This is a genomic window from Bradyrhizobium sp. NBAIM18 (assembly GCF_020193825.1).
GTDB classification, from domain to species: Bacteria; Pseudomonadota; Alphaproteobacteria; order Rhizobiales; family Xanthobacteraceae; genus Bradyrhizobium; species Bradyrhizobium yuanmingense.
Window position 1 is genome coordinate 161,396 of sequence record NZ_JADYVO010000003.1, and the last position, 13,006, is coordinate 174,401.

At 63.2% G+C, this 13,006-nt stretch carries 8 protein-coding genes and 3 pseudogenes; 8 read left to right on the forward strand and 3 right to left on the reverse strand.

Features of this window, described 5'->3' with window-relative positions; genetic code table 11:
- Positions 1–122: 122 nt before the first annotated feature.
- A pseudogene (locus tag I6F17_RS08290) lies at positions 123–302 on the reverse strand (hypothetical protein); the annotation flags it as partial.
- Positions 303–587: 285 nt separating this feature from the next.
- Here I6F17_RS08290 and I6F17_RS08295 point away from each other — a divergent pair.
- On the forward strand, positions 588–776 hold the full coding sequence (locus I6F17_RS08295) for a hypothetical protein (protein ID WP_225125315.1): 189 nt from the start codon (positions 588–590) through the stop codon (positions 774–776).
- A gap of 749 nt (positions 777–1,525) precedes the next feature.
- Here I6F17_RS08295 and I6F17_RS08300 read toward each other — a convergent pair.
- Positions 1,526–2,970, reverse strand: a pseudogene (locus I6F17_RS08300) (IS1182 family transposase).
- On the opposite strand from I6F17_RS08300, the gene I6F17_RS08305 reads away from it, so the two are divergent.
- Both I6F17_RS08305 and I6F17_RS08310 read left to right on the forward strand, forming a co-directional pair.
- Entirely contained in the window at positions 2,888–3,220 is a 333-nt protein-coding gene (locus tag I6F17_RS08305) for an FtsX-like permease family protein (RefSeq protein ID WP_225125312.1), read from the forward strand. The pseudogene I6F17_RS08300 and the gene I6F17_RS08305 sit on opposite strands and share 83 nt — an antisense overlap.
- Positions 3,221–3,222: 2 nt before the next feature.
- A pseudogene (locus I6F17_RS08310) lies at positions 3,223–4,459 on the forward strand (HlyD family efflux transporter periplasmic adaptor subunit).
- Between the two features lie 456 nt (positions 4,460–4,915).
- Here the strand turns inward: I6F17_RS08310 and I6F17_RS08320 are convergent.
- Positions 4,916–5,842: an ABC transporter substrate-binding protein gene (locus I6F17_RS08320; RefSeq protein WP_346769959.1), complete on the reverse strand. Its 927-nt coding sequence runs from the start codon at positions 5,840–5,842 to the stop codon at positions 4,916–4,918.
- A 930-nt stretch (positions 5,843–6,772) separates the two neighbouring features.
- On the opposite strand from I6F17_RS08320, the gene I6F17_RS08325 reads away from it, so the two are divergent.
- From I6F17_RS08325 to I6F17_RS08345, 5 genes are all read left to right on the forward strand, one after another.
- The gene (locus tag I6F17_RS08325; protein WP_225125307.1) at positions 6,773–7,480 is read left to right on the forward strand and encodes a BTAD domain-containing putative transcriptional regulator; all 708 of its coding nucleotides are present in this window, start codon (positions 6,773–6,775) and stop codon (positions 7,478–7,480) included.
- A gap of 238 nt (positions 7,481–7,718) precedes the next feature.
- Positions 7,719–10,109 carry a hypothetical protein gene (locus I6F17_RS08330; protein ID WP_225125305.1) on the forward strand — a complete coding sequence of 797 codons (2,391 nt, stop codon included), beginning with the start codon at positions 7,719–7,721 and terminating at the stop codon, positions 10,107–10,109.
- Complete coding sequence (locus I6F17_RS08335; protein ID WP_225125295.1) at positions 10,106–11,365, forward strand: hypothetical protein; 1,260 nt, start codon at positions 10,106–10,108, stop codon at positions 11,363–11,365. The genes I6F17_RS08330 and I6F17_RS08335 overlap by 4 nt, the downstream gene beginning before the upstream one ends.
- A 19-nt stretch (positions 11,366–11,384) precedes the next feature.
- Complete coding sequence (locus I6F17_RS08340) at positions 11,385–11,825, forward strand: hypothetical protein (RefSeq protein WP_225125293.1); 441 nt, start codon at positions 11,385–11,387, stop codon at positions 11,823–11,825.
- Between the two features lie 2 nt (positions 11,826–11,827).
- Positions 11,828–12,994 carry a hypothetical protein gene (locus tag I6F17_RS08345; RefSeq protein WP_225125291.1) on the forward strand — a complete coding sequence of 389 codons (1,167 nt, stop codon included), beginning with the start codon at positions 11,828–11,830 and terminating at the stop codon, positions 12,992–12,994.
- Positions 12,995–13,006: the final 12 nt, after the last annotated feature.

A 13,006-nucleotide genomic window follows, 5' to 3' on the forward strand; every position in this document is an offset into this window, starting at 1 on the left:
TGTAATGTTTCGCGCCTAGACTCATTGCCGACTTGATCGGCCATCTGTAAAGCTTCGGCGGCCTTGTCCTGAAAGCGCTTGGCGTTTTCCAAACCAGTACGCGCCTTCTGACGGAGTTTGCTGGGCGACGTCAACCACTCGCTCATATGCGAAGCGGTTTCGGCCTGGCGGGCCTTCCGCAGAACTTGCTCGCGCTCGGGGCCGCGCGGCAGAGACTTCACCTCCTCGCGCAGTCGATTGGCTTCCTGGTGAAGCCGTTCGTCGAGAGATTGGGTCTGCTTGAACCGACGGCGCTCTATCATGGCGCTGCTCCATTGGTGAGTTAGGCGGAGCGCAACTGGCGTTCACACACCGATAGAGGTGTCGGACCAGTCGGTGATGGAACAAAGTGCGGCTAGGAAGGTGACAAGGCCAACGGTTTATTTCGTCCACACGCAACTATCCAGGAACTACTCAAAAGTAGCCGAATTGGCCAATACCCACATTCGCTTTAGGAACGACCAACCCGGCGGCCCATTGAAGATTGAGGGACGTCAGTTCCGCGACACGGTGGCGCGCCAGCACGTTAGTGCCGCAAGGATACAGCCATGCACGACATGCGAATCCACCAAGAAAAACTCCTCACGGAAGCGGAGGAGTGCGCGGTTATCAGCAGACGCCACGCAGCCGACCAATCGAAGAAGGAGTTGTTTGCTGATCTCTCCTCGAACCTATTGGGGCTCGCCACCAAGGTGGAACTCGCCATCCAAGAGCGTCAGGACTGGTGTAACAGGTAGTGTGCATCGGCGAGCCTTTCCTGCGCCTTGCACCTGACGCTCGGGGACTACGTCTAATCGCGACAGGCGATCGGTAGTCAATGATCAGGTTCTTCCCTTCATCCGGCCATGATAGCGCAAGCTTCCCTGCCACACCTTTAAACAGCGGCAACTACACGGCCGCACCATCAAGACTGCCAATCCAGCGAGTCGGCCCTTCTGCCAACAATGCGCGGCGAGACAGGCAGTGCCGCACTAGTTGCCGCAGTTCCTAACTGGCTGCTCTGCTACATCTCGGAGGGTGCGGACCTGCTCCGCGCGGCGGGCGAGCTCCTCATAGGTCTTAGCGACCTTACGCAAGCTTTTCCTTGTCTCAGGATGCTCGCAGTTGTCCGCCTTCGTCCGAAACTCCTCCGCTCGCATCTCCCAGTAATGAGGCGAGTGCATACGTTCGATACCCATGACGCCAAATTTCCTGAATTGGTCGTTCATGTTGATTAATGTACATTCAGTCCAAGTGTTCCGCGCTCCTACCGGGGAACGGTTAGGTCGCTTCCTCACCCTAGCGGGCAAAAGCGACAGGAGCAGGTCGCGCCGGAGAGCCGGCCTACGTCAGCTATGGGTCTTGGTTGTGTGCAAACGGATGGTCGGCACGCGGCCGTGGTCGCCAATCACTGCAGGCGGCTGATGTTCTCGCGTCGGATCGCCCAATGACGGCCAAAGGGGGGATCGCGAGGCAGTATTGCGCTTTTGGGCGCACTTTCCGCTCTTCAGGTGGCGCGGATGGCTGCAATCAGGCTCGGCTTGCCGATGATGTTCATCACTCGTGTGAGGTTATAGGCGAGAACATGCAGCGCCATCTCGGCGGCGACATTCCGCAGGCGCTTCATCAAGAAGTGGGTCGCACCCATACGGGCTTTGATCGTGCCGAAGGGATGCTCGACCGTCTCGCGCCGCGTCCGCATGGCGTCTGGGTTGGAATCGAGCCGTCTCTGAACCTCCTCGACCACATGCTCATGCTCCCAACGCGTGATGCGACGCTCCTTTGAGGGCGTACATTGGCTCTTGATCGCGCAGTCTTGGCACGCTGCTGTCGACCAGTAACGGCGCAGCGTCATTCCATGCTCGATGTTGGTGTAGTGATAGGGCAGCAGCTGGCCGGATGGGCAGCGGTAGACGTCCTCATCAGGCAGGTAGGCGAAGTCCTGTTTGCCGAACCGGCCCTCCGCCTTGGCGTTCGACGTCATGGGCTTGGGCAAGGTGACTGCAACGCCAGCCTTCTCGCAGGCCAATATCTCTTCTCCATCGAAGTAGCCACGGTCGGCGACCGCCTCGAGTTTGTCCGCTTCGAGCACTTCTTTGGCTTGCTTCGACATCCGAGCAAGCTGCCCACGACGTTGCCAACGTTTATGACCTCGTGCGTAACAATTAGATGGTGTTCGGTGTCCACCGCGACCTGGACATTGTACCCGACGACACCCGATCCGCGTCCACTGGTGGCCATCGAACGGGCATCCGGATCGGTGAGCGATATCTGTTGACCCGGCGTGTTGCGCATCTGCGCATCAAGCAGTTCCAGGCGGCTCATCTCCTGCTTCAGCCGAGCGATCTTTTCCTTGATCCTCGTCGTCTTGATGCTGATCGCTTCCGATGGCTCCTGCCGATCGGCGCTATCGAGTTGACGCAGATATCGACCGACGCTTTCCTCGATCTGCGCCATCCGCCTCGCCATCTTGGCATGCGTGAAGTTGCGGTCGCGGTTGTTCACCGCCTTGAACTTGCTGCCGTCGATCGCGACGCTTGGGGTCTGCAACAGGCCCATTTGCCGGCATAGTGCAATGAACTTCGCACAAACCTTCCGGATCGCCGCACCATTGTCCTTCCGGAAATCGGCGATCGTCTTATGATCGGGAGCCAGGCGGCCGATCAGCCACATCACCTCGATATTGCGGCAAGCCTCACGTTCCAGGCGGCGACTGGATTGCACCCGATTGAGATAACCATAGATGTAAAGCTTCAGAAGAACTGCCGGATGATAGGAGGGCCGGCGCGTCCCCTTGGCGATCACACGCTCAAACCCCAGTCCATGCAGGTCGAGCGCCTCGACGAACACATCGATCACATGGACCGAGTTGTCCTCGCTTACCCAATCCTCCAGAAATTCCGGGGCCAGCCTGCGTGTGCTCGGCTTCACGCGGGGCGAGGTGCTGCGCATCCTCTTGCTGGAGCTCGCGATCCTCACCCTGATCGCGCAACCGCCTGGCTGGTTGATGGGCTACGGGCTCGCCTGGGTCATGAAGACGAACCTTGCCGGTGAACTGATGCGCGTCCGCCTGGTCGTCGAGCATTCGACCTATGTGGTCGCCACATCCGTCGTGGTGCTGGCGGCCATCGCCTCCGCGGCCGTCATCCGCCAACGCATCGACAACCTGGACGTGGTCGCGGTCCTCAAGACGCGAGACTAGCCATGCCGGCACAGTGGATCAAACGCATCATCGGCGCCGCGATTCTAGCTGCGGTCGCGGGAGGACTGGCCTGGTTCGCCTGGCCCCGGCCTGTTTTGGTGGACCTCGCGATCGTCGGGAAGGGGCCTATCGAAGTCACGGCGGACGACGACGGGAAGACCGATGTGCCCATGTCTACACGGTCTCGGCCCCGATCGCGGGGAAGGTCCTGAGGATCTCGCATCCGATGCGCGAGAAGGGACCTTCGCTACACGTTGGCGACGAAGTCGTCGCCAACGAGACGGTCATGGCCCTGATGCAGCCGGCGCTGCCCGGTTTCATCGACGTGCGTTCGCGGGACCAGCTTCAGGCCGAGGTGCTTGCCGCCGACGCGGCCATTCAGCAGCAGGAGGCAGAGGTGCAACGGATCCAGGCCGCACTGAATTTTTCCAAGACCGAGTTTCAACGGGCGCAAGCGCTGTTGCGGACGCAGTCCACCTCGGCACAGGCGTTCGACAAGGCGAAGTTCGAGGTGGCGACCAGCGAAGCCAATCTGGCGAGCGCCAAGGCCCAGGTCGAGATGCGCCGCGCGGTGCGGACCAGCTTGGCAGCTCGATTGATGGATCCGGCCAACGCCGTGCCCTCTGCGGAGCCGACCTGCTGCGTCCGGGTGCTCGCGCCGGCGAACGGACGGGTACTGAAGATTGCCCAGGACAGCGAGGCGACCGTCCTTCCCGGGACGCCCCTCGTCGACATTGGCAACCCACTTGATCTGGAGGTTGTGGCAGACCTGCTCTCGACCGATGCCGTCCAGGTCAGGGTCGGCGCCCCCGTCCGGATCGACGGCTGGGGCGGCCAGCCGATCAAGGGAAAGCTGGTCCGTGTGGACCCGGCCGGCTTCCTGAAGGTCTCGGCCCTGGGCATCGAAGAACAGCGAGTTCGGGTAACCATCGACTTCGTGGATCCGCCCGAGGCGTGGGCATCGCTCGGCCACGACTACCGGGTCGTCGTCCACGTCACCACCTGGAGCGCTTCGGACGCTCTGACTGTGCCGGTGAGCGCCTTGTTCAGGAAAGGCGATCAGTGGGCTGTTTTCGCCGATGAGAACGGTCGCGCCAAAACCGTGCTGGTCAGCATCGGTCACCGCAACAACCAAGTGGCCGAGGTGCTCTCCGGGCTGGCTGCGGGGGCCAGGTAGTTCTGCATCCCAGCGACCGAGTGGTCGATGGAGGCAGGATCGGGCTGCGCGCCGCACCGTAGGTAGCGGTCCGTTGGTAAGTGGTCGGCTTGTTGATGCAAAGTAGAAGACGGGCGAATCCTCGGCTTCGCCTCAGGGTCACATGGCGACGTTGGCCCGAGGCCGCAGACGGTCAGTTCCGGGCCACAAGCGGAAGTGAGGGACAACCAATGAAAGAGGCCGCGAACTGAGACGGCCTTACTTCGGCCCCGGGAGATCGTCCTTCTTCGGCGGCTGTAGGCCGGGCGAGTTAAGCCAATCGTCCATGTGAGCGGCTGTCTCTGCTTGCCTCGCTCTTCTTAATGCCGCGTCGCGCACCGGTCCGTGTGGCAGCAACCTAGCCTCCTCCAAGAGCTTATGAGCCTCTTCGAGAAGCCGTACTTTTAGTGACTTAGTTTGTTTGAAACGACGACGACGAATGATCGTCATAACGCGCTCCTTTCCATTGGAGGAAGGCGGGAGCGCAATCGGCGTTCTCGTCACGGATAAAAGCCAAGGTCCGGTCCGTGATGAAGGGATAATGACACAGCCCCGGGTTTGGTTATGTATCTTTTGATACGCAGCGAGAAGTAATTATTCTTTCGGTAACTCAAATTGAGCCGCTCGCAAATACAAAGCAGGCCACTGACCGTCGCCCAAGTCCGCTTAGGGTCAATCGCGTCGGTTTGGCCCCGATAGGTGATGGTTAGAGGTTCCTCTACCGCAACCAGAGCATTCGCGCGCTGCTCCGTGACGGCTTCGAGCGCGTAGTCGAAGTCAGCGGGAACTCGCACATCGATGGATTGAACCTCAAGCCCCAATCTCTGGGCCACCTCTTTGGTTTCGCCGAAGACGCGTGCTGAATAAGGATTCGCCGCATTCCAAATGACTGCCACGCGAGAGGTACTAGGGGCAAACTCGCTGAGCATTTCCAGTCGTTTCCCGCCCAGGTCCGGCACCATGAGACTCAGTCCGGTCACGTTTCCGCCTGGCCGCGCCAAACTGGCGACGAGACCACTTCCTAGCGGGTCGCCCGCGCCTGTCATGACGATGGGGATTGTTGCGGTGACACTCTTGGCAGCAAGCGGCGCTTGCGTTCCCCCTGCTACAATCACATCCACCTCGAGATTTACAAGCTCCTTCGCTAGCTCAGGCATTCGGTCGAGCCATTCGGCGTATCGACGCTCAAAGATGAAGTTTTGCCCTTCAATCCAGCCCAACTGGCGGAGGCCCTCAGTGAAAGCTCCGTTTAGCTCATTGCTATGGTCGGTACTAGGATAGATCCCCGATCCCGGGCTCAACCAGCCTATCCGATAAATCTTTGGGGCTTGCTGCGCGCGCGCCACGCGGCCGCGCCGCCGAGCATCGTCATGAACCAGCGTCGGTTCATTGCCCGGTCCCTCCCGTGCTTCTGAAGGATAGCACACCTCGATACGGCAGGAACTGCTGTGCTGCGGGATTGCGATTCAGCTTATGTCGCAGATGGGCAAAAACGCGAAGAATTCAGGTTGAGCAAATCTGGTCCGGCTCTGGCTCAACGAGCGGGCTACCGGCCGCGGAGGTGCAACTTCGCTGATGGGGCAGGAGCTGGTCTTCGCCAGGATAACAGTCGGCCGCCCCTTGCTCGCCTTTGCTGCAGCGAAGGCAGATAGCTGGCGTGAACAGCCGCGTCTCAGACGGTCAAGGCAGTACTCTTGTCAGATGCGTGCGCCGCTTCATTTTTACAACCGAACATTGCATTTTGACCCGCTATGCTCGACGTGGAGCTTCTGGTTGCGGCTCAAGAATGAACTAGTTCATACTATCGGGATAGAAAACACCGCTACGGTACGAACTGATCGAGAGATAAAGCATCTGCATCGGACGACTGTCCGGGTCGGAATTCGGTCTGGGTTCTTGGTCCGCCTCGCGCATCCCTCACGCGAGCATAGGATGCTCTGGCTGCAAATCCGTCGAGCCTGATTTCGATCAACGCGTGTCGGAGTTGTGGTGAGGTCCACATGTGCACAGGACTGGGCACGCCCATGTGCGATATCTGCGGCAAATTCTGCGCGCGCGGCGAACTGCCAACAGGCCTCGTGTTCGCCACAGTGTTCGACCACGGTTTTCGGCATACGCACGCACCCGCGCCATTGAACAGTAAAACGCGATTAAATCTGTCGCTAAGTCCCGGCCTCGGGCTCCAGCCCGATTTGTTGCCCACGATGGGCGGCGGGCGTACCATACCACGCCGGTTGTCAGCCTAGTGTCGAGAATTTAAGGACCGGCCGCAATACGAACGGCCTAACAGAAGATTTTACTCGGCCGGCCAGAGCTCGGTCGAACTGTTCATAATCTCGCGACCAGGAAGGCTCTTCATGACGGGGGGCATCAGTGAGAGGATAGTGGAGCGCAAGGTCGCCATTCTCGGGCGGCTTGGCGTCTACCCGATGGTTCGCCTCTCGCTCCCGGCGCGCCGGCTTCTCGCCTTTCTCGCGCTTCAAGGCGGGCCGGTCTCGCGCACCGCAGCCGCCAGCAATCTCTGGCTGGATCTCGCCGAAGACGCGGGCCGAGCCAACCTCCGCCGCGCGCTTTGGCACGTTCCGCGCGGCTGGATCGAGACCATGGGCGACGAGCTGGTGCTGTCGGCGGACGTCGATTTCTCGCGCGCGCAGGCCATCGCGGCCCGTGCCCTCAAGGGCGAAGCGCTTACCTTCGAGGACATCGTATTGCTATCGAACGACGTTCTGCCCGGCTGGCATGAGGAGTGGCTGATCGCCGCGCAGGAGGCGTTTCGCCTGCTGCGGGTGGAGGCGCTCGAGGCGGCCTGCCGGATGATGACGACGTGTGGGGATCTCGCGCTGGCAGCACAGGCGGGAGTCGCCGCGCTCGCCGCCGAGCCGCTGCGCGAATCGGCGGCCGAAGCGCTGATCGATGCATATCTCGCCCAGCGCAATCGCTACCAGGCGGTCCAGTGCTACCGTTCGCTGGCAAAGCGCCTTGCCTGCGAGCTGGGCGTCGCCCCGGATGAGGCGCTCGCGAAGCGCGTGGCCGGCATTTGTCCCGCCTCACGCACCGCGCACTAGCTTCCCCTTCCCTTCCTTCCTTTCTGTCTCGTCCTTTTCCGGAGTCTGCAGGGACGGCCGTCGTCTGCCCGCGGACGATCCTGCGACGCTGCGTGGACGCCTCGGAAAGCGCCGCGGCCACGGCAGCAATCCGCACTGAGCGCGCGAACAAGACGGCAAGGCGACGGCGCCACACACAGCGGCGGACGGCGGTCATGCTCAACTGCACCGCAGATGTTCAGGAGGCCGGAGTCGCGCGATGCTGAATCAACAAGAGTCATCCCATCTCTTCGCCGCGCAGGAAAATCCGTTCGCTGAAGCCTTCGCCGAAACCGGCAACGGCGCGGCGATCGGCTTCGCTCCGTGGAGCGAGAATCTCACGCCATTCGCAGCGACGCTCGATGGCGGCGCAAGCCAGTCCGAGACCGACCGCCTGGTGGCCGAAGTCTATGCCGAGCTTCGCGACGAAGCGTTCGACGAAGCGCTTGCGTTTCTGGCCGAGGAGACCGAGCAGGCACTCGACGAGCGGTTCGTCGGCGAGACGCCGGCGTCCGCACAGGAGCGCGAGCGCTATGCCGACGCGCACCTTGCCCCGGTGCGCTTCGAGGCGCAACAGTATCTGCAGGCGCTGGAAGCAGGGATGGCCGGCCTGGACGTCGGCTCCCTTTCAGAGCAACAGCTCGATGAGGTGCTGGAGAGATTCGACCCATTGATCGGAGAGCTGACGCCGGCCGGCGAGGAGTTCATCGGCAAGCTCATCAAGAAAGCCAAGGGCGTCGTCAAGACCGTCGCCAATGTGGCAAAGAGCGTCGGCAAGGTCGCGGGGTCGCTGCTCGGGCCGGTTCTGAACAAGCTGCGCGGCCTGATCAATCCCCTGCTCCGGCGCGTCCTGTCCTTCGCCATCGGCCGGTTGCCGGCACCTCTGCAGCCGCACGCACGCGCGCTCGCCGCCCGATTCACGTCCGAGGCTGCGGAGGAGAGCATCGACGAAGCTCAGGTGTCACCGGCGAACCTGACCGACATGGAATCGCTCGCCGAATCCTTCGACGCGGCCATCGCGGAGGCACTGGCGGGCGATGCGGCAGCCGAGTTCGAAGGCGAGGCGTTCGGTGCGACGGACGAAAGCGAGATCGAGACTCGGGAACTCGAGGTGCTCGCCGAAGCCCGCGGCGCACTGATCGAACGGCTGCGCGACGCCGACGAGGACGAAGATCTCGCGCCGGCGATCGAGCAATTCGTCCCCGCCCTGCTCGGCGCGCTGCGGCTCGGAATCAACCTCGTCGGTCGACCGAAGGTGGTGGGCTTCCTCGCCAATTATCTCGGCCAGCTGATCGGCAAATGGGTAGGACCGCAGCTCAAAGGGCCTCTGTCGAACGCCATCGTAGATACCGGTCTGAGGCTCATCTCGCTCGAGGCCGAGGACCGGGCGCAGCTCGAGCGCAGCGACGAGGTGGCGCCGGTCGCGCTCGCCAGCGTCGTCGAGGATACGGTCCGCCAGTTCGCCGAGAACGAGGACTACGTGTTCGAGGACGAAGAGCTGACCCAGCTCGCGACCGCAGAAGCGTTTAGCCAAGCCGTTGCAACGCATTTCCCGCCTCGCTTCGTTCGTGCGTCGCTGCAGCAGGCCCCGTCGCTCGGCGGAACCTTCGTGAGCCGCCGCCCGCGTAGCCTCCGGCCCTATCGCAAGTACAACCGCACGCCCGATATCCAGTTGACGTCGCAGATTGCGGACACGCTGCCCACCTTCGGCGGATCGACGGTCGGCGCGGCGATGCGGGCGGCGGGCGCGCAGTTTCCGATCCGCGCGCGCATGCACATCTATCAGTCTGCGCCCGGCACCACGCTCCAGCGCATGGTGCGCACCGACCGGTCGGGCGCAGGCGCAGGCCGCGGCTACATCAACACCGCCAACGTCCATCCGCTGACGCCGGCGGCGGCCGGCGTTCTACTGCGTGAACCGAAGCTCGGCGTCGCGGTGCCCGCCGCATATCTCCGCTCGCGACAGCGGATCGCCGCGGGCCAGCGCTTCTACATTCTGGAGCCGGTCGGCGCCGGCGCGCCGCCAACTTTGCCCGCGGGCCCGGCGGGACAGGCCGCGGCCAGGCGTCTGCGCGCAAGCCGTGCCTGGGCGTCGGTGAATATGCGCCAGGCACGCATCACCGTCGGCATCTACTTGTCGGAGGCGGAGACGCAGAAGATCGTCGCGGCGATCCGCAAGGGCCAGGGAAGCCTTGCGCTGCTGCAGGCGCTCACCAGGACCTACCAGGACATGGAGCGACTCTCCGCCGGCGGCCAGGCTCCTCTCCGGATGTTGCGCGAGGATGGTGAGGACGGCGAGACTTTCGAGGACTTCGCTGCCCAAAGGGGCAAGCTGCTGCCGCCCGGTCTGACCGCACAGCTGCGCCAGCGCCTGCGCGCCTGGGTGATGCCGGCGTTGACGAAATGGGCGCGAGCCAATGCGGAAGCGTTCGTGCGCGCAGCCGGACATCCCGATCCCGGTGTAACGGTTCGCATCCGCCTCACCGCGGTCCCCGGGCTCGACGCGATCCGCAGGATGCTGCGCGGCGGTGCGTCCGCGCCGGCCGGGGCCGCGCTGCGCGGCACACCGAGCATCGCCATCTCCGTCACACCTGGGCGGGGCGGCAAGTGACGCGTGACATCGACCAGCATCTCGTCACCTCGGACCTCCAGCGGCAGGTCGCCCACTGGCTGGCGGCCGCTCGCACGTTTCGCGATGCCGAGGAGTTTGCTTCGATCGAGGCCTGGAAGTCGGTCGAACGCGACACCGGTGCGCCGCTGCGCCAGCAGATTAACGCGGTCGTCGAGGAACTCATCGAGCTCGGTGAGGCGACGCAGCGGGTCGTTGCCGAGGCGCGGAAGAATCCGGCCCGCATTCCAGCCGCCTCGACCGGTGTCCAGCGTTTCCGTCGCCGCTACGTCCAGGTCGACACCACACTCGATTTCCTCGGAGATGCCGTGAACTCGCGAACGAGTGCGCCTCTGCGCGAGGCGCTCACGACGCTCGACCGGCTTGCGGTCACGAGCATGCAGGGCGTGCTCGAGCGGGCGAGGAAGCCGGTGCCAAGAGTGCTGGTGTACCAGGACAAGGGAACCGGCGCATCGATCCTGCGCGCGGGCGTCCGCCTCTGGGCGCCCGGGGCCATCATGCCGGTCGCCGCCATCAAGATCGTGCGCCACAATCTCTATCGCCCCACCTCGCTCTTTCACGAGACTGGCCATCAGGTCGCTCACCTCACCGGCTGGACGCCCTCCGTGCGAGCGGCCATAGCGCGCGCGCTGAAGGACGATGAAAAGCTTCAGGCGATGTGGACACCCTGGGCCTCCGAGATCGGTGCCGACGTCTTTGCCTTTCTTCACACCGGCTATGCCTCGACGGCGGCGCTCTACGACGTCGTCGGCAATGCCGACACCATCCTGCAATGGCCGGTGGGCGACCCGCACCCGATCGGGTGGCTTCGCACAGTCCTCGGTTGCGCAATGTCACGCCTCTGCTTCGGCGATAAGGGCCCATGGAATGCCCTGCAACGGGCCATGGAAGCGCATTATCCGATCGCCCTCGCCGAAGAGACGCTGCAGCCCCTGCTCGCCCGCTCGAAGGCCGCGATGCCAAGGATCGCAGAAGCGTGTCTCTCAGCGCCCGTACCGGGGCTCGGCGGCCGGCCGATGACCGACCTGGTCGATCCAAAACGCGTCTCGCCCCAGGCGCTTGCCGAGCTCGAACACACCGCTGGCGCAGCGCTCTGGACGTCGCCGGCGTGGCGGCAGCGCGAGGGAATACGGATCGTCGCACTCGCCGGCCTGCGCGAGGCCGAATGTCCGGAGACTGCACCGATGTGGATTGAACGCGCACGCAGCTGGTTCGTCAACCAAGCCGAAGCGGCGTGAATTGAGAAAGGAATACGACATGGCCAAGAAGCCTTCATCTTCGGCGGGATCCGAGTCCGTGCTGGAGCTTGCCAAACGCCAATCGGACGGGCACCCGCGCAACGAGGAGATCGACCTCCTCAAGCAGACCATCAACGAACTGCACGAGCGCGATGCGAAGCGCGAGCAGGAGCTGTGCCACTTGAATCAGGCGCTGAGCCGGTTGTCGCAGATGAGCGCGATCGAATGCATCCTGACCAACGGATTTGAGGAACTGTCCACCAAGCTCGCACCGCTGGCGGAGATCGGACCTCATCGCGTTCCGATCACGGATGGCGCTGTGAACGCGCGTCTCGCAAGCATGATCGAAGCCACGGCGCGGCCGAGCTGGTCCGGAGCATCGACCGTGCCGATACCAACGCGTCCCGTTCCATTCATCGGCGAGGTCGTTCCGCGCCCACGCGACAACGAAAGGTATTAGTCATGATCCAGCAGCTGATTGACCGCATGATGGCGCCGCCGTCCAACATGTCGCGCGATGCGGCGGCCGCAATAGTGCTCATGTGCGATCCGTTCGATCTGTTGCTCCACATGGAACAGGTCTGGAACGCCTTTCGCGTATGGGGACCGCCGCCGAATCCGCAGCCGGCCAGCCCGGCCCGGCTGGCCTTCCTCCGCTACGACATCGGCGCATTCGCGCCATTCATCCCGGATCCGTCGTTGGCCGGTGTCCCGCAATGGGACCACCTCGGCTACAGCTACGTTCTGGAGAACACACGCGCCATCCAGATCCTGCGCCGCGTCGTCCGGGAGTATCGCTCCGGCGAGGGATTGGGCATCCCGTCAATCGCGACCCAGCGTTGGCTCGAGATCACCGAGGTGCTGCTGTTTGGTGCCGCCAATCCGCTTGCCCCGTGGCTGTCCACCAGTGTCATCCGTCCCGATCCCGAGGCGGTACGGCGCAACGCATACTGGCGGCTCTTCGGCCTCGACCTGGCATTCGGCACCGACGACAACCGGCCGCCCACCTACGACAAGGCCACGCACGCGAACGCGTCATTCATCCAGGTGTTCGAGGAACTCCTTTTTGAACTGTGGCAGGCGATCACCAACGTTCGCAACACATCCGGCGTGAACGCCTCAGACGACGATCGGATTTTCAGGATCGCCGAAGCACTGCGATTTGCACTGCGCGCCCGGCGGCAAAATCAGTTGCTCAGCCGGGAGGAGCTGGTCGCGGCAACGGCCCTCGGCTGGGCCGAATTGACGCTAAGCGCCAACACGCCGGTGGTCGAGGATCTGGTTGCCAACGCCACGAGCCCCTACGAGCGCCTGCGGATGATCGGCGAGCGCGTTGGGCTCGCACCGCACAGCAGGTCGTCGGCTCTATTCTCGATGGCTGGCGATCTTTCCCGGTTCCTGCGCATCGTCGAGTCCGGCGTCGTGTCCGGACCTGAACTGGCGTGGGTTCTCTACCTCGAGAAGCCACCGGTCGGTTCGCCGCCGGGCGCAGCTTCGCCGATCGGAGCTTCGAGCAGGCGGGTCATCACTGAGTGGGCATCCGCAACTGGCAAGGATCTGAAGACACGCGCAAAGCCGATCGAGATGCGGCCGCCGACCCGGCCGCCACTGCTCGTCGGCGCACGTTGAGGTCAACGCAGG

Excerpts from the sequence above, each read along its gene's own strand:
- I6F17_RS08345 (WP_225125291.1), top strand. The coding sequence starts at position 11,828 with ATGATCCAGCAGCTGATTGACCGCATGATGGCGCCGCCGTCCAACATG.
- I6F17_RS08340 (WP_225125293.1), top strand. The coding sequence starts at position 11,385 with ATGGCCAAGAAGCCTTCATCTTCGGCGGGATCCGAGTCCGTGCTGGAG.
- I6F17_RS08325 (WP_225125307.1), top strand. The coding sequence starts at position 6,773 with ATGACGGGGGGCATCAGTGAGAGGATAGTGGAGCGCAAGGTCGCCATT.
- I6F17_RS08330 (WP_225125305.1), top strand. The coding sequence starts at position 7,719 with ATGCTGAATCAACAAGAGTCATCCCATCTCTTCGCCGCGCAGGAAAAT.
- I6F17_RS08295 (WP_225125315.1), top strand. The coding sequence starts at position 588 with ATGCACGACATGCGAATCCACCAAGAAAAACTCCTCACGGAAGCGGAG.